Source organism: Capnocytophaga ochracea DSM 7271 (assembly GCF_000023285.1).
In the GTDB taxonomy this organism is placed as follows: Bacteria; Bacteroidota; Bacteroidia; order Flavobacteriales; family Flavobacteriaceae; genus Capnocytophaga; species Capnocytophaga ochracea.
Genome location: NC_013162.1, coordinates 1,466,855 through 1,484,448, shown reverse-complemented (window position 1 = coordinate 1,484,448; position 17,594 = coordinate 1,466,855). Strand labels below are relative to the sequence as shown.

15 protein-coding genes are annotated in these 17,594 nt (G+C 38.3%); 5 read left to right on the top strand and 10 right to left on the bottom strand.

Translation table 11 applies throughout. The features are described 5' to 3' along the window. Window positions 1–58 precede the first annotated feature (58 nt). From COCH_RS06410 to COCH_RS06400, 3 genes are all read right to left on the bottom strand, one after another. On the bottom strand, window positions 59–559 hold the full coding sequence (locus tag COCH_RS06410; RefSeq protein WP_015782428.1) for a c-type cytochrome: 501 nt from the start codon (window positions 557–559) through the stop codon (window positions 59–61). 158 nt (window positions 560–717) lie between these two features. Next, on the bottom strand, window positions 718–1,704 hold the full coding sequence (gene hemB, locus COCH_RS06405) for a porphobilinogen synthase (protein WP_015782427.1): 987 nt from the start codon (window positions 1,702–1,704) through the stop codon (window positions 718–720). Between the two features lie 59 nt (window positions 1,705–1,763). Further along, window positions 1,764–2,291, bottom strand: coding sequence for a YqiA/YcfP family alpha/beta fold hydrolase (locus COCH_RS06400; protein WP_009410574.1), 528 nt, complete (start codon window positions 2,289–2,291; stop codon window positions 1,764–1,766). Window positions 2,292–2,644: 353 nt separating this feature from the next. On the opposite strand from COCH_RS06400, the gene COCH_RS06395 reads away from it, so the two are divergent. Further along, entirely contained in the window at window positions 2,645–4,660 is a 2,016-nt protein-coding gene (locus tag COCH_RS06395; RefSeq protein ID WP_015782426.1) for a M3 family metallopeptidase, read from the top strand. A gap of 42 nt (window positions 4,661–4,702) precedes the next feature. Further along, complete coding sequence (locus COCH_RS06390) at window positions 4,703–5,239, top strand: isochorismatase family protein (protein WP_015782425.1); 537 nt, start codon at window positions 4,703–4,705, stop codon at window positions 5,237–5,239. Window positions 5,240–5,309: 70 nt separating this feature from the next. Here the strand turns inward: COCH_RS06390 and COCH_RS06385 are convergent, their stop codons facing one another. The 6 genes from COCH_RS06385 to COCH_RS06360 all read right to left on the bottom strand — a co-directional run bounded on the left by COCH_RS06385 (window position 5,310) and on the right by COCH_RS06360 (window position 10,084). Then, complete coding sequence (locus tag COCH_RS06385) at window positions 5,310–6,137, bottom strand: universal stress protein (RefSeq protein WP_015782424.1); 828 nt, start codon at window positions 6,135–6,137, stop codon at window positions 5,310–5,312. 32 nt (window positions 6,138–6,169) lie between these two features. Further along, window positions 6,170–7,027 carry a hypothetical protein gene (locus tag COCH_RS06380; protein ID WP_009420247.1) on the bottom strand — a complete coding sequence of 286 codons (858 nt, stop codon included), beginning with the start codon at window positions 7,025–7,027 and terminating at the stop codon, window positions 6,170–6,172. Between the two features lie 4 nt (window positions 7,028–7,031). Further along, entirely contained in the window at window positions 7,032–7,853 is an 822-nt protein-coding gene (locus tag COCH_RS06375) for a hypothetical protein (protein WP_009420248.1), read from the bottom strand. Window positions 7,854–7,857: 4 nt separating this feature from the next. Then, entirely contained in the window at window positions 7,858–8,742 is an 885-nt protein-coding gene (locus COCH_RS06370) for a hypothetical protein (protein WP_015782423.1), read from the bottom strand. A gap of 4 nt (window positions 8,743–8,746) precedes the next feature. Continuing rightward, window positions 8,747–9,619 carry a hypothetical protein gene (locus COCH_RS06365; RefSeq protein WP_009420250.1) on the bottom strand — a complete coding sequence of 291 codons (873 nt, stop codon included), beginning with the start codon at window positions 9,617–9,619 and terminating at the stop codon, window positions 8,747–8,749. 267 nt (window positions 9,620–9,886) lie between these two features. Continuing rightward, window positions 9,887–10,084, bottom strand: coding sequence for a hypothetical protein (locus tag COCH_RS06360; protein WP_009420251.1), 198 nt, complete (start codon window positions 10,082–10,084; stop codon window positions 9,887–9,889). 427 nt (window positions 10,085–10,511) lie between these two features. Between COCH_RS06360 and rimP the strand changes: the two genes are divergently transcribed. From rimP to infB, 3 genes are all read left to right on the top strand, one after another. Then, on the top strand, window positions 10,512–10,979 hold the full coding sequence (gene rimP / locus COCH_RS06355; protein WP_015782421.1) for a ribosome assembly cofactor RimP: 468 nt from the start codon (window positions 10,512–10,514) through the stop codon (window positions 10,977–10,979). Between the two features lie 10 nt (window positions 10,980–10,989). After that, window positions 10,990–12,222 carry a transcription termination factor NusA gene (gene nusA / locus COCH_RS06350; protein WP_015782420.1) on the top strand — a complete coding sequence of 411 codons (1,233 nt, stop codon included), beginning with the start codon at window positions 10,990–10,992 and terminating at the stop codon, window positions 12,220–12,222. A gap of 117 nt (window positions 12,223–12,339) precedes the next feature. Beyond that, window positions 12,340–15,177, top strand: a complete 2,838-nt coding sequence (gene infB / locus COCH_RS06345) for a translation initiation factor IF-2 (RefSeq protein ID WP_015782419.1) — start codon at window positions 12,340–12,342, stop codon at window positions 15,175–15,177. Between the two features lie 51 nt (window positions 15,178–15,228). Here the strand turns inward: infB and COCH_RS06340 are convergent, their stop codons facing one another. After that, a complete protein-coding gene (locus COCH_RS06340; protein ID WP_015782418.1) occupies window positions 15,229–17,523 on the bottom strand; it encodes a TonB-dependent receptor in 2,295 nt (764 codons plus the stop codon). Between the last annotated feature and the right edge of the window lie 71 nt (window positions 17,524–17,594).

Below are 17,594 nucleotides of genomic sequence, written 5' to 3'. Positions count from 1 at the left end.
TATTTTAAGTTATTCACTCGGCAAAGATACAAAAAAATAGATAATGAACAATTATTTCTTATTTTATTGTTCTGATATATTCCAAAAGTTCACGAGCTTGCTGTTCGTTCAAGCGCTGGTTGAGCATTAAGGTGTTGTACTCTTCTATCAACTTCTTGGCGATAGGGTCTTGCTTCTCCATCACATCGGGATTGAGAATCATATTCATCACCCACTCTGGCGTACGGCGGTCGAGCAAACCTATCATTGCAGGTCCTGTGAGTCGCTTTTTAGGACGGTGGCACACGGTGCAATAGGTATTGAAAGTCTCCTCTCCTTTGGCTACCATTGCTGCATCGGGGGTATCAGCTAAGGGTGGGGTGATGGTCTTCACGGGACCTATCCCTTTGTTGTTTTGCCAATCAGGAAAATCGGGCTCTGAGGCAGTGTTTGAAGAGGCAGGTACAGTAGTTGTTGCCTCTTGGGTAGTACTATCGGTGGTGGTGTTATTGTTGTTCGTTCCGCCACCACAAGCGGTTAAAAGTGCCATAGTGGCGAATGATAAAAAGTGTTTTTTCATTAGTGTATAAAGAAATATAGCTTGCGCTATGAAAATTAATTAAGCATTCTTGTTTTGTAAAGAAATATGGCTAAAACCATAGAAATTAAACAAAGATATAGATTCCCTGTTTGATTTGGTGTGATTTGTTCAATTTCTCTCCCGCAAGAGATTCCTACCTATAAAAGTTTTACGACTTCCTTAGCAAAATAGCTAGCGATAAGGTCGGCACCAGCACGCTTGATGCTCACAATTTGTTCCATCATTACAGCATCGTGATCGAGCCAACCGTTGGCAGCAGCAGCTTTCAGCATTGCGTATTCACCCGATACTTGGTAAACAGCCACGGGCACTTCGCTCATATTCTTCACCTCGCGAACGATGTCTAAATAGCAAAGCCCTGGTTTTACCATCACAATATCAGCACCTTCCTCTATATCCATACGGGTTTCGCGTAAAGCTTCGAGGCGGTTGTGATAGTCCATTTGGTAAGTTTTCTTATCCTTAGGGATATCCTGTTGGTCTACGGGAGCACTGTCGAGTGCATCGCGGAAAGGTCCGTAGAAAGCTGAGGCGTACTTGGCACTATAAGCCATTATCCCTACGTGCTCAAAGCTATTGTCTTCAAGGGTTTCACGCAAGGCGAGGATACGTCCGTCCATCATATCGCTGGGCGCGATGAAATCAGCACCTGCCTGAGCGTGTGAGAGTGCCATTGTACAAAGAGCATTTACAGTAGCATCGTTCACAATGCGTCCGTTTTCCACAATGCCATCGTGACCATAAATGGAATAAGGGTCGAGTGCTACATCAGTCATTACGAGCATTTGGGGCACTGCTTCTTTCACAGTTTTAATAGCGCGTTGCATCAAGCCATTAGGGTTGGCTGCTTCTACGCCTTTGTTGTCTTTAAGAGCGTCAGGCACTTTCACAAACAGTAATACCGATTTGAGTCCTAAGCTCCAAAGCTCTTTTACTTCTTTTGTTAATAGGTCGAGGCTATAACGGTAATAACCCGGCATAGAGGCTATTTCTTCTTTTACGCCAGTACCTTCAACTACAAAGAGAGGTACAAGAAAATCATCGGGGGTAACAATCGTTTCTTTTACCAAACTACGTACCGTATCGTTTACGCGCAAACGGCGGTTTCTTCTCAGTGGATACATTATATTTAGTTATTAATTTTTAATGATTAATATTTAGTCCTTATTTATCTTTTTACCTACTATCTGCCAGTGTGGCTCCCTCCTTTTACCTCAAAAAACTCCTTCACTTCTTTTTCAAAAATCTCTATGGGATAAGTGTGTGCCATAGTATTCAAGAGGTGAATTTCTATATTTTGCTGAGGACTCATATCTTCTCGGAGAACTGATAGCGACTCCCACGGTGTAATGACGTCGTCCTGCAAACCGATAACTATCTGCATATAAGCGCGGTAATTAAGGTTGGGTTGGGTGTTAAAAGGCACTTCGTGTCGATAGGTAAGCGCAGGATTGAACAACAAGCAAGGTTTTCCAAGCTTTTGAGCAAGGTAATAGACAATGAGCCCTCCAAGACTTGAACCTATAAGCACATCAACCTCAGCATACTCTTTTTGTAACTCAGCAAAGAGGTTAGGCGCATTCCGATAGTCAATCGTAGGGGCGAAGATTTCACCGTAAGGGGTGAGCACTGCGCGCCTATCGTCTTGTAAGTAGCTATCGAGACCGTGTAAATAGAGTATTTTCATAATGAGGGCAAAAGTACAAAACATTTTTTAATTGACAAATTTGTCTTCTGTTGGCTATAGTCAGAAATGTTTCGTTTAGAAAATTGGCTTTAACAAAATTTAAAACTTCACTCAACTTAAAACCCTCTTCTTATCGCCTCAAAATCAACTTAAAAGCACCTTTTCTTCGTCTTATCTTCGCCTTACCTTCGCCTTAGGTTCGCTTTAGGTTCGTCTCAGAAGGCTTCAAAAATCATTTTCCTTTTTCTACCTTTATATTTCAATATTTTTCTTTTCACTGAAAAATTTAGCACAATCTATTTGTTCTCTCTTCTGCTAATTTGCTAAATCCCGCATAAAGATATATATTTGCACTCTCATAATAAAAGACAACCTATATGTTCCAAACACCTTATAACGCAGCGCCCTTTTCGCGCTTTGCTCCTACCGACTATCTACCAGCGATCCAAAAAGCTATTGCCAAAAGCCTCAAAGAAATCGATACCATTGCTCATAATCCAGAAGTGCCTACCTATATGAATACAATACAGCCTTTGGCTTATGTGGGATTAGAACTCGACCGACTTACCGCGATGTTCTTCAACTTGAACAGTGCCGAAACTAACGAAGCCCTGCAAGCAGAAGCTCAACGCATCTCGCCTCTGCTCACCGATTACAGCAACGATATCCGTTTGAACGAAGCACTTTTTAAACGTGTAGAAACAGTTTACAAAACCCGCAATTACCTTTCCGCTTCACCAGAACAACATACTCTACTTGAAAAGACTTATAAGAGTTTTACTCGCAATGGTGCAAATTTATCATTGAATGATAAAGAGCATTTGCGCAGAATTGACAAGGAATTAGCGCGCCTCAAACTGAAGTTTTCAGAAAATGTATTGGCTGAAACACAGCATTATCAATGGGTGATTAGCCATAAAGAAGAGCTCAGCGGTCTACCCGACTTTGTATTAGAGATGCTCGCTACCGAAGCCAAAAAGCACCATAAAGAAGGCTGGGTGATTACCCTCGACCTGCCTGTCTATACCGCCGTGATGAAATATGCTAATAACCGTGAGTTGCGCCGTAAACTTTTTATTGACTATCACAGCCGTTGTGCAGGTGATAGTGCTTATAATAACGAAGCCAATGTGTTGCGTATCGCTGAGTTACGTGCCCAACGCGCCTCACTATTGGGTTATCCCGATTATGCCTCTTTGGTATTAGAAGAACGTATGGCAGAAACATCAGAAAAGGTAATGGATTTCTTGAATAAACTTTTAGCTAAAGCCAAACCGCAAGCAATCAAAGAATTAGAAGAGCTAAAAGCCTTTTCAGGACTTGATGACTTTCAGCAATGGGATTTTGCTTATTATGCCGAAAAACTGAAACAACAGCGCTATCAAATAGATGATTCTCTATTAAAACCCTACTTATCTTTGGATAAAGCAGTGGAAGGAATGTTTGCAGTAGCACATAAGCTCTACGGTTTGCACTTCACCCTTACCGATGAGGTAGAAAAGTATCACCCCGAAGTACAAACCTACAAAGTAACCGATGATAAAGGAGAATATCTCGCCCTTTTCTACACCGATTTCTTTCCACGTACAGGCAAACGCAATGGTGCGTGGATGACCTCTTACAAAGAGCAATACACTGATACTGAGGGAAAGGATTCGCGTCCACACATTTCCATAGTGTGTAACTTCACGCGCCCTACTGCTTCGGCTCCTTCCTTGCTCACCTTCAACGAACTGACAACTCTCTTCCACGAGTTTGGGCACGCTCTTCACGGTATGCTTTCTAAGGTTACGTATCCTTCTCTAAGCGGTACTAATGTAGCCCGCGACTTTGTAGAGCTTCCCAGCCAGCTGATGGAGAACTGGTGTTACGAAGAAGAAACCTTGCGTCTTTTTGCAACGCATTACCAAACAGGTGAGCCTTTGCCCATAGAATGGGTGCAAAAAATAAAAGAAGCCAGTGTCTTTATGGAAGGACTTTTAAGTGTGCGTCAGTTAAACTTTGGGTTCTTAGATATGGCGTGGCATACCTATCCTCATTTGGAACGCCTTGAAGATGTTCACACTTTCGAACAAACAGTTACCAAAGAAACCCAACTGTATCCAACTATGGAAGCGATGTGTATCTCGCCTGCCTTTTCACATATTTTTAGTGGAGGTTATGCCGCAGGGTATTATAGTTACAAATGGTCGGAAGTGCTAGATGCTGATGCTTTTGAAGTTTTTAAGGAAGCAAGTATTTTTAATACTGAAGTAGCTACTCGTTTCCGTGGAGAAGTGCTCAGCAAAGGCAGTAGTGAGAAGGAAATGACCCTTTACAAACGCTTTCGTGGAAAAGAGCCCTCTATAGATGCTTTAATGAGAAGAGCAGGATTCGACTTAGATAAGAGATAAAATAAGATAGAAGATGAGTATCAATTAATAATAATCAATAGTATGACAACAGAAAATACACAATTGGTAATCCTTGATATTCAGGGGAAGTTATCACAAATCGTTTATAAATCGGAAGAGGTGTTGCACAACAGCAGGATTCTTATTGAGGGAAGCAAGCTCTTAGAGCTTCCTATCATTTGGGTGGAACAAATGCCCGATAAGTTGGGTGCTACTCACCCTGTAATTGCTGAGATATTAGAAGGCAAAACCTCCGTGAAGAAAAGTAGCTTTTCAGCTTGGGGTAATGCTGAGTTCCGCAAAGAGCTTAGGGCTAACAACCGCAAGCACATATTGCTCATAGGTATTGAAACTCATATCTGTATTTACCAAACTGCGCTCGATTTACTCGCTGAAGGTTATGAAGTATCCGTAATTGCCGATGCAGTATCTTCGCGTACCGAAAGCAATAAGCATATCGGGCTCACAATGCTACGCGATGCAGGAGCTACTCTATTAAGCACCGAAGCGGTACTCTTTGCCCTCTTGCGCACTGCCGAGCATCCGCGATTTAAAGAAATAGCGAGATTAGTGAAATAATAATTAATGGCTAATAATTAATAAAAAGGCTGTAAGAGTTTTCTTACAGCCTTTTTACATTAACATTCTCCTACTTTTCCACTTTAATAGTGAGCACTGGTGTGCTGGAGTGATTTACAAGGTCGCTACTGATACTTCCATTGAAGAAGTGAGCAATACCCTTACGTCCGTTAGGGAACATACAGATAAGGTCTATATCATTTTCCTTCACATAGTTTAAGATTCCTGTTTCTACACGAATATCGTTATAAACGTGTGTTTCAAAATGCTGACGAGCGTGTTCAGCTTCTTTAAGAAACTCTTCCATACGTTTGTTTATTTCGGAAGTAGTGAGGAATTGGTAAGGAGTATTAACATACACCAAATCAACCTTAGCACCAAATACTTTAGCAAGTTTCAATGCCTTTTCAAAAGGTTTTAAAAATCGTTTAGAGAAATCGCAACCAAACATCATATGTTTAATTTTGAGCTTTTCGTGTGGATTTTTAATTACCAATACAGGCACAGAGGCAGAGCGGACTACTTTTTCAGCATTAGAGCCTATAAAGAGTTCTTTGGCGCCTGAAGCCCCATTAGAGCCCATAAACACGAGGTCGATATGGTATTTCTTTACAACTTCTTCCACAGCTTCGGGTAGCGGAGCGGTTTCAACAAGGTCAATCACTTCGACACTGGTGTCAATTTCCTTTTTAAGGTCGTTGAAACGCTGCTTAGTGAGATTGAGGAAATACATCGCTTCGGGAACCGATACTTGACTTTCGGTCATTAAGCGGATAGGAAGTTCAATGGCGTGCAACACATATACTTTGGCATTGTGTTGCTTGGCTAAGCTCATCGCAACGTGTAGTGAAGCGATTGACTTTTCTGAAAAATCGGTGGTTACTAAAATGTTTTTCATAAGAATCTATTTTTTTAGTTATTAATTAAATTTTATGTGTTAGGAATAATTTTATCATTCTCGAATTTCAGACTATATGTTTTTTTATTACCTTCATTATCTTCAAAGAAAATCTCGAATTTTTCGCGAGCTTCTATTATAGGCACTACATCTTCATCGCTGAAAGGAAGTATATAGGTATATTTAGCTGTAACTTGCTTGTTATTCATTCTAAAAAGGGTAAGAGTGTTCTTGTTTTTTATAGCATAGAACGTATCATTTTTCCAATAATTACTTTGCCCCCACCCTGCTACTTTACCTAACAGCTGCCACTCTTTATTGTAAGCCAATCGCGGTCTATCGGTTCTAGAATAAATTTGAACAAAGAAACCTAAGTCTCCTTCTTTACTAATACCATATAGTTTTTCAAGAGATACTTCATAGATTTTATCATTGGAAAAGACAAACTTTTTGTGATAATATCTATCTTTATCTTCTCTAAATCCTTGTGGTTCTACCAAAGGTTGTTGTGCAACTATACGACCTACTTGCACCTCATTATCTCTATAGAAATTTACTTTTAGTTCCTCGGTATTGAAGTTACGTCCATCTATAATCACTTTTTCAGGAAGTGTTTCTTGATGTTGAGCTATAATCTTCTTGTTTCTAATCAAATAAAAATAGAAAGTATTTTTATATTTACCTATAGTATAAGTATTTTCAGGATCGGGATAACCTGATTCTCGACCTTGTATTTCTACCTCTTGAGGAATACCTAATTCTTTTTTAAATTCTTGAAAGGGGTCATTTATATCAGTTATTTCTTCCTTAGGTTTGGAGGGTTCTTCCTCTTTTAAATGACAAGCTATAAAAGGGAATAGAAATATAGTGTATATTAGTATTTTTCTCATCGTTTCAATTATTTTTTTCTACAAGCTGTTCATTTTTTAGTACTAATATATAATTTTTTAGATGTCCATCCTTATCTCTAAAAATGATTGTTTTATTAGTGTTAGAAAACTCGGGTATAATTTCTTCTTTAGGAGAAAAAGGTAATTTTTTAATATATTTAGCTATCACACGTTGTCCTTCAACTCTAAAAAGCACTACTTCATTCTGTATATCAACTACAAAGTAATCCCAACCGTTTCTACTATCATTTTCAATTTGTGTATATGGATAGAAGAGACCTACATACGACCATTGAGGGTCGTAGTAACGATATGGATCACTAGTAAGCCCAGGTGAACTTACAAGGTATCCCATTCCTTCATAAGCCTTAATAGTATTGATACTATCCACTTCTATGGCTGATATCTTATCACTTCCCATTACAAGATGCTCTTTGTAATAAGCTGTTTCAGAAATTCTAAATCCAGGTGACTCCACTGTAGGATAGTCTACTTCTAAAGATGCTAGCACTACACTACCACAATGTCTTACTGCTATTTTTGCTTCATTGAAATCAAACCATTTTTCTCGTATTTTCAGTTTCTGAGGCATTGTTTTTTCTCCTTGTGCGATGATTTTTCCTTTTTTAATAGTATAACAACAGAGAGTAGTTTTTCCTTTTACTCCAGCAATATACGTCATATAAGGGTGGTAATAATCAGTATATTTAGCTTTTATCACCATATTTTGTTGCTTGGAGTTATTTTCATCTACCTTAGAAGTAGCCTCTTCTTTTGTACAAGCTATCATTACTATTAAAACCAAATAGGTTACAAGTATTCTCATAGTATTATATATTAACCAAAATTAATTCTTTCCCTGTGAATTTGAAATAGTAATTCTTTTGATGACTAATATTGTCTTCTTTATATAAATATATTTGGACAATATCTTTTTCTACTTTTAAGCTAGGATAATAACCTGTTATTAGTTCAGGGAGAACTCCTACGTATTTCTTTACAAAAGCATTACCTTGATATTCCAAGAGAAGTATCTCATGTTCATTTTTTAGGACAGCATATTTTTTATTAATATGATAACAATCATAGGTATAGATTTGCATAGGTATTCCACCCCAGAAATCCCAATTAGCATCATACAACAATTGTTTATCTCTATTTCCTTCTATAGTTACAAAATACCCTAAGCCTTCTTGGTATTTTATGGAGGCTACTTTATAAGGTATATCTACTACTTTTACATTTTCGTCGTTTAAGATAAACTTTTTGTTGTATAGTTCATATTCAAAATCGCCATTATCTTCGAACTGTACTTTTATAGTTGCTACGCTCACATATCCATTGACATACACAAAAGTGGGTTGTAAGCGTTTTGTATCCATTTGGGCTACTTTTTCACCTCTAAACGTTAAACTATCGGGAAGAGTTTCTATGTGTTTAGAAAGCACTTGATAGGTTTGAGAATCATATTTATAAAAATAAAACGTATTGTTGTGTTTCGCAAGCACATCGGAAGGAAAGCCTATTCGAGGAATTGTTTGATCTATTATTTCAGCTTCTATAGGAATATTAAGTCTTTCCTTTAACAATTGATCTTTTGTCTTTTCTTTTTTGGGTTCTTCTTTTTCTCCAATAACATCATTATCGTCCTTGGTGTTACACCCTGAGAGTGCCAATATAGAAAATCCTACAATAAGTATATATATTTTTTTCATAGCATTATGTATTGACTAACATTAGTTCCTCTCCGGTAAATTTGAAATAGTAATTCTTTTTATTACCATTTTTATAAAGATAGATTAGAATTTCGTTCTTTTCAAAATTTATTTCAGCAATACAATCAGTTTTCTCAGGAAGTGCTGCAATGTATTTTTTTACTAATTTATTATTTTTAAATTCAAAGAAGATTACTTCCTTATCATTATTCAATACAGCAAATGATTTTTTACCAGAATAGGGAAGTTTATGAAAATACAAGGGCACTTTCCCCCACAAGTTCCAATTGGTATCGTATAATAGTCGCCATTGATAATTATCTGCTATAGCAATAAAACAACCTATTCCTTCCATATATTCTATTTCTTGTATTTCATAAGGAATATCTACTACTTTTACGGCTTCATCACTTAAAACAAACTTTTTTGAATAATATTCATACTGAAAGCTGGTATGAGAAGGACTTTCTACAATAGCAAATGATATTCTAATACCTCCCATTGCAATGTTATTTTTTTGATACAGAATAGGTTCTATACGCTGTGCGTCTATCTGACCTACTTTTTCACCTCTAAATTCTATATCTTCAGGAAGTGTTTCAATATGTTTAGCAAGAACTTTGTAATCACCATCATATTTATAGAAGTAAAAAGTTTTTTTATTTTTAGCAAGTAGGTAAGATGGATAGCCTACTACACCAAATGCTTCATAGGTTATTTGAGCTTCAGCAGGAATACCGAGCTTTTCTTTTATAAATTCTTTCCAGGGTTTTTCTTTTTTAAGATCTTTGTGAGGATTATCAGATTCTTCTTTAACATTGCATCCCAAAAGAACTAACATAAAGACTCCTATCACAATGTTAAGTATATACTTCATTTTATGTGTTTTATTCGTTTGATGAGGCAAATATATAACTTTTATTTTTTATTTGCAAGAAAAATCTTTCCTTTTTTTTATTTTACTTTTCATTCCTTTGTGAAATCGGTCTTTTATTATGTAAATTTCTAAACTTTATTTTGTTATGTTACTCAAAATATAATATATAAAGCTATAAAACACTACATTCAACAGTAAAAAGAAATAGGTAATCTTTACAATTCTAAACACTTATTGCGCATACAACCCTCTAGTGATATTCAATCTTTATAAAACAAAACTTTCTCCCTCTTTTTTCAAACCAATAATCCCTAAAAATAAATGAAAATAGACAAGTTCTACTCTTTGTGTAGAATCAAGATCTACAAAAATCTTCCTTTGAATAGAAAGCGAAAAAGCTCCTTGAGTTAGCTTTTGATAAAAAACATCATCAAAAATAGCATTAAAATCCTTCTCAACTTGCAACTTACTATTAGGTAACTGATTAAGGACCTTCTATAGGAGAAACCCAACCTATTGTTACTCTTTTGTTTATCTTAAAACTTTTATCTTTTAAGCTGACTGAGCAACATAATAGAATCTTGTACATAAAAACTATCTTCTTGCGCCAAAGCAAAAGTACTAATGAATAATGATAATACAAAAAAATATACTTCCATACTCTTTATTTTTTTTGATTATTCTACTTTTAGTTAAAAGTAATGATTTCTCCTTAAAAAACTTAAATTAGAACAGATCGAGAGATTAAAATAACAGCCAAAAAACTACCACTTATTTTCCTAATTTTCTAAACTTTTTTTACTTTTTTTCTTGTTATTTAGAAAATTCGTCGTATCTTTGCACCGAAAAGTAATATTTGAGGGGACATTTGAGTCCCCTCTTTTTATAGCAAATGAATTTCAAAGACCAAGTTAAAGAGTTAGTTAATAAGGCTTTAAGCGAGCACCCTGAACTGTTTCTAACCGATTTAAGCGTAGGAACTGACAATACCATTCGCGTGACTATCGACGGGGATAAGGGCGTGGGTATTGACGATTGTATAGAGCTTAGCCGTGCTATTGAGAACTCTTTAGACCGCGAGGCGATGGATTTTGCCTTGGAGGTTACTTCGTTCGGCGCTACTGAACCTTTTGTAATGGAACGCCAATACGCCAAAAATGCAGGTAGAACTGTGCAAATCACAACACTCGACGGTAAAACACACGAAGGCTTACTAAAAGGCATTGCTGAGGGCAATGTGATTATAGAAACTGAAACTCGTGAACCGAAGCCCGTAGGCAAAGGTAAAATCACTGTAAAAAAAGAGCACTTGTTTGCGCTCACCGATATAAAAGAAACTAAAATAATCATTAAATTTTAATTAAACGTATATGAATAGTCTTGAATTAATCGAATCATTCTCGGAGTTTAAAGATGATAAACTCATCAACCGCGAAACCTTGATGGCTATTTTGGAAGAGGTTTTCCGCAATACCCTAAAAAAGAAATATGGCTCTGACGATAATTTCGATATTATTATCAACCCCGATAAAGGCGACCTACAAATCTTCCGTAACCGTGTGGTAGTGGAAGACGGTGCAGTAACGAATGACAATCAGCAAATTGAACTTTCGGTGGCTCGCAAAATTGAACCCGACTTTGAGGTGGGGGAAGACGTTTCAGAAGAAATTAAAATTGATGACTTGGGCCGCCGTGCTATATTGGCATTGCGCCAAAACTTGATTTCTAAAATTCACGAATACGATAGTATGACTATTTATCAGCGTTTCAAAGACCTGATAGGTCAGCTATACGTAGCCGAAATACACCATATCCGCCACAAAGCCATCATCTTGTTAGACGACGAAGGCAATGAGATTATCCTTCCTAAGGAAAAACAAATTCCGTCGGACTTCTTTAAGAAAGGTGAGCACGTGCGCGGAATTATCGAATCAGTAGAGCTGAAAAGTACCAAACCTACCATTATTATGTCGCGTACCTCTCCTCTATTCTTGGAGCGTTTGTTCGAACAAGAAATCCCCGAGATTGCCGACGGGCTTATCACTATTAACAGGGTGGTACGTATCCCAGGAGAGAAAGCAAAAGTGGCTGTAGATTCATTCGACGATCGTATTGATGCGGTAGGTGCGTGCGTAGGTGTGCGTGGGTCTCGTATTCACGGTATTGTGCGCGAGTTGGGCAATGAGAATATCGATGTATTACCATTCACCAATAACCCACAACTGCTCATCACCCGTGCTTTGGCTCCTGCGCGTGTATCTTCAGTGGTTATCAACGAAGAAGAAAAACGTGCTGATGTGTATTTAGCAAATGAAGAAGTTTCGAAAGCCATTGGTAAATCGGGCTATAACATTCGCTTGGCGAGTCAGCTTTCAGGCTATGAAATCGATGTATATCGCGAAGGGGCAACCGAAGAAGATATCGAGCTTAGCGAGTTTAACGACGAAATTGAAGAATGGGTGATTGAAGAACTGCAAAAAGCAGGACTTGATACAGCTAAGAGTGTATTGGAACTTTCTGCCGAAGATCTAATGCAACGCACTGACCTCGAAGAAGAGACTGTAAACGAAGTGCTACGCATTTTGGCGGAAGAGTTTGAATAGGGTAAAAGGAAAAATCTGCGAGAGCAGAGTATATGAGGGAGGTAGATTCCTTACAACTTAAACAAAGAATAATGTATCCTTTCTTCTTAAAAGGGGAATGGATTTTAATAAACATATATGAGCGAGGGAAAAAAAATAAGATTAAGCAAAGTTTTAAAGGAGTTCAATATCTCTATGGTAACAGCCGTAGAATATCTGAAGAAGGAGAAAGGGATAGAAATAGAATCTAACCCTAATACTTCTATTACAGAAGATATTGTAAAGTTCCTTTCGAACAAATTTAACGCCGACAAGAGTAAGCGTGAGGTTTCAAAAGAGATAGTGGAAGACAAACGCAAAGAGCGCGAGGCTATCCGCATAGAGCAAGAGAAAGAAAACCAAGAGAAGCGCAAACAGCAGGAGCAAGAAGTAATAAAAGCTAAAGCTCAACTGGCTGGACTCAAACCTATGGGTAAAATAGACCTCGAAGGAAGTAATAGAAAAGATGGGATAGCTCCTGTTCAAGAAACGCCTAAAACAGAAGTTACTGCTCCAAAACAGGAAGTAACTACTTCTAAAACAGAGACAACAACCCCGAAGCAAGAAGCAACTCCTGGAACAGTGCAATCTCAGTCGCCTGCCAAGGACAAGAAAAAAGACAACAACAAACCCGACGCTCAAAAGAATAAATCTGCTTATCAAAATCCATTGGCACAAACCGTTGCTACGCAAAAGAAGAAGGAACAACAGAACCATAACCCTAAGGAAGAACTCACCACTGAAATCCCTGCAGGTGTGATTGAAACTCAATACCAAAAGCTCACAGGTCCTAAAGTAGTGGGTGAGAAAATAGACCTTAGTCAGTTTGAGAAAAAGAAGAAAAAACGCAAACGCACTCGTCACAAAGACAAGGATAAAGAGACTCAAACTACTGTTAATAGCACTACTGATGCTACCGGCGACAGCGAAAAACGCAAACGCAAACGCATTCGCAAAGATGAAGTGAATGTAGCTAAAGGTGGTGACAACGCAAAGAAAGAGAAGAAAAACAAGATTATTGCCAAAATAGAACCTTCCGAAGAAGAAGTACAAAAACAAGTGCGCGAGACCCTTGAGCGCTTGCAAGGTAAAGGTACAAAATCTAAGGGGGCTAAATACCGCAAAGAAAAACGAGAAACACACCGACAAAAGGTAGAACAAGAGCTTGCTGAACAAGAACAACAAGAGAAAATACTAAAAGTAACCGAGTTTGTAACAGTAAACGAACTGGCTACAATGATGGACGTGCCTATCAATAAGGTGATTGGTGCGTGTATGTCTCTCGGTATTATGGTAACAATGAACCAGCGTCTTGATGCCGAAACTCTCTCGATAGTAGCTGATGAGTTTGGCTATGAGGTGGAATTTGCAACAGCTAACATCGAAGAAGCTATCCATACCGAAGAAGATCAACCTGAAGATTTAGTACCTCGTGCACCTATTGTTACTGTAATGGGGCACGTAGACCACGGTAAAACATCGCTCTTAGACTACATTCGTAAAGAAAATGTAATCGCAGGAGAAAGTGGCGGTATTACTCAGCACATTGGGGCTTACAGCGTGAAATTAGAAAGTGGTGAACGTATCACTTTCCTTGATACTCCTGGTCACGAAGCCTTTACCGCTATGCGTGCCCGTGGTACCAAAGTAACCGATATTGCTATTATTGTGGTAGCTGCCGATGACGATGTGATGCCTCAAACCAAAGAGGCTATTAGTCACGCACAAGCCGCAGGAGTACCTATTATCTTTGCCATTAACAAGATTGATAAACCGAATGCGAACCCCGATAAAATTAAAGAACACTTGGCGACTATGAACCTTCTCGTAGAAGAATGGGGCGGTAAAATACAGTCGCAGGATATTTCGGCAAAGCAAGGTATCGGTGTATCTGAACTATTGGAAAAAGTACTCTTAGAAGCTGAAATTCTTGAACTGAAAGCAAATCCCAACAAACCGGCGGTAGGTACTGTAGTGGAAGCAGCTCTTGACAAAGGTCGTGGTTATGTATCTACTATATTGGTAGAATCGGGTACGTTGCACGTAGGCGACTATGTACTGGCAGGTACCAACTCTGGTAAAATACGTGCTATGCACGACGAACGAGGTAAGAAGGTAAAAGAAGCAGGCCCCTCTACTCCTATTTCTATCTTAGGATTGGACGGTGCTCCACAAGCAGGTGATAAATTCTACGTATTCGAAGACGAAAAAGAAGCCAAACAGATTGTAGCTAAACGCGCTCAATTACAACGCGAACAATCAGTACGTACGCAACGCCACATCACCCTCGACGAGATAGGGCGACGCATTGCTCTCGGTGACTTCAAACAGTTGAATATTATTCTTAAAGGTGACGTAGACGGCTCAGTAGAAGCTCTTACCGACTCTTTCCAAAAGCTCTCTACTGAAGAGATACAAGTGTCTATCATTCATAAAGGCGTGGGAGCGATTACCGAGTCTGATGTATTATTGGCTTCTGCCTCCGATGCTATTATCATTGGTTTCAACGTTCGTCCGATGACTAACGCACGCGCCTTGGCAGAAAAAGAATCTATCGATATCCGTACCTACTCTATCATCTACGACGCTATCAACGACCTCAAAGACGCAATGGAAGGAATGCTTTCTCCTGTCTTCAAAGAAGAGGTTACCGGTACTGTAGAAATACGCGAACTCTTCAAGATTTCTAAAGTAGGAACCATTGCGGGCTGTATGGTAACCGATGGTAAAATCTACCGCAACTCTAAGATACGTCTATTGCGTGACAATGTGGTGATTTATACGGGTGAACTTTCTTCACTCAAACGTTTCAAAGACGATGTAAAAGAGGTGAGCAAAGGTTATGATTGCGGTTTGCAGATCAAGAACTATAACGACATTCACGAAGGTGACGTGATAGAAGCCTTCCAAGAAGTAGCTGTAAAGAAGAAACTGTAAAAAGTGATATAATAAAAAAGCGCCTTAGGGCGCTTTTTTTATATCTCTGAACTAATTACTAGTGCTATTGAAAAAAGCTTTGTGGTAAAAATCAGCTAATAACACTGAGATAGCATCCATTTTTTGCTGAGGGGATAGCTTTTGAGCAATGGTTTGATAAATCTCTTCTTTATGTTGTTCAGCAAAGTTGCTCAGCAGTCCTTTTTCTTGAATCAAATGTTCCATAGTAATATCTTTCAGCTCATTAAGCATCCAAAGATGTGCCTGATAGCCTTCCTCTGCTTTGTATAGCAATTCTTGATTTTCAGCAGTATTATTCGAGTCATAGGCTTGTTTCTTAACAAAGAGGTCTGCTTTAAACTTGTCATCACTCTCCAATGCCTGTTTATACAAATTCTTCAAACAACGGAATACAAAATAACGATAGTCAGCTTGTTGCTTCTTAGCTTTTTCTACAAGTAGCTTTTGCTCTTGTAACAAACGTTTCTTATCTTTCTTAGCACTTACTTGCAACTGACGGTGTACCTCTGCAATTTGAGTATTCAGTTCTCCCATAAAACTCAAATCAGTGATGTTTGAAAGCTCACGTATATCTTTTATAACTACCACTTCTTCAGTAGTTTTAGTTGCTTGTTCAATAGGTTCTTCGGTAGTTGCAGGAACTTCTGGCATTACTTTTTCCTCTTGTAATGGAATAGTATCCTTAACTCTCTCAAGGTCTTCTGCTTTTTCAACTTTTTGCTTTTTCTCCTTACGAGGCTTTTTCTCTTTAGGAGTTTTCTCCTTTTTCTTAAACTTAAACGATGGGAAAGGCAATTCTACCTTTTCAAAATGGTAGGTATAACCTACACTCACATTAGTACTTTGTGCCGAAGTGTTTTGAGTATCACTTTCAGCATTGCGGAATGACTGTAAGGCGCTCAAGGTGAACTGGTGGTTTTTCCAAGGAAGGAAGTTTACATTTAGTTGCACATTAGCTGTACTACCTTTGGAGGTATCCGATTGTGAAATACTATAGTTTCCTAACAGTGTCGTGTTCAGTTTATCTTCAAAAAACGCTTTACCTACTGTAAGCGAAGGTCCCATTACTTGTGTTTTCTCTCTTGAGACGATACTGTACGAGTAGTTGAACGAAGGAGACAAACTGAGTTTGCTTTCAGGGAATTGTAGTATATAAGTCGCACCCGCGTTGTGAAAGCGCGAAATACCTCCTCTGCGTACTATGTCATTTTGTTTGTTGACCACATCGTTGAAAGAATACGAAAGAGTTATATTCTGTTTTTCATTTATGGCATAAGCTATATTGGCATTCGTGTTTTGTGATACTTGTCGGTAGTTGATAGAGTCTTGAGGGTGTTCATAGAGTTGCGGATTGTTGATTCTATCAAAAGGATTGATAAGTTTATTAGTAAACATCGTAAAGTTGCTATAACTTCCTGAAAGAGATAGTTTAGACGTAACCTTGGCATTTACATTGGCTGAGCCTACCCACTGGTTGGACTGTTTAGGCTTTTGTTGATTTAAATTGTCGTGTTGTCGTCCTATGCTAGTAGCTATTGACACATTGCCATTAAATAAATTCAACGAACTGTTTAGGGTGATATTCTCCATATCGTTTACAAAATAGTAAGCCCCTAAGGTCTTGTAATCGGGGTCTACTTTCTCGTAACGCACCCCTACACTCGCCTTCGTAAAAATAAAGTTAATACCTGCGTTGTAAGCTGTAAAATCCTGCTTTTGGCTTTGAGTATTGCCCAAAAGACTTAAAGCATATTCACCAAACACTTCTACAAAATGCAGAGGTTTATATTTAGCAAATCCTGAATACACTTGGTTGGATAGTGGATATATTTTCTTCTCATCGGGAATAGGTACCGATAGAGAATTAGCTTTATCATTAGCAAAGAAAAGAATTCCGCCTATTTCTAAATCTTCTTTTTTATAGGAGAGCTTCGTGCCGTAACCCCAACGCTCATAGGTAGGTATGGTTTGAGGGCGACCGTCGTATTCAGTTGCTTTGGCAAGTCTACCTCCCATAAACGAAGCTCTTAAAGGATATTTTTCAGGAGTGAGCTCTAAACCTCCTCCTGTAAATTGTAGACCATTGAATGTATAAGGAGAAAAACTCATACTCACATCGCCTATATGGGCTAAAATCCATTTGTATTTAGGGTGCAGACTTAGGCGATTAAACTTAAAGGGAATTTGGTAGTCTAAAGCATCTCCTTGATTAGTGTATCGATAATTGATAGGCATCGTCCAATCGTAAAAGCCCAAAGTGATATTACCATTGAAGAAATACAAGAAAGGTTCATTAGTAGGACTATCAGACGCCTGGTTATACACACCACTTACCGAAGCACTCCCCGAGATAGAAAAAGGTTTCTTCTTGAGTTTTTCTTTCAGCTGAGTATCTA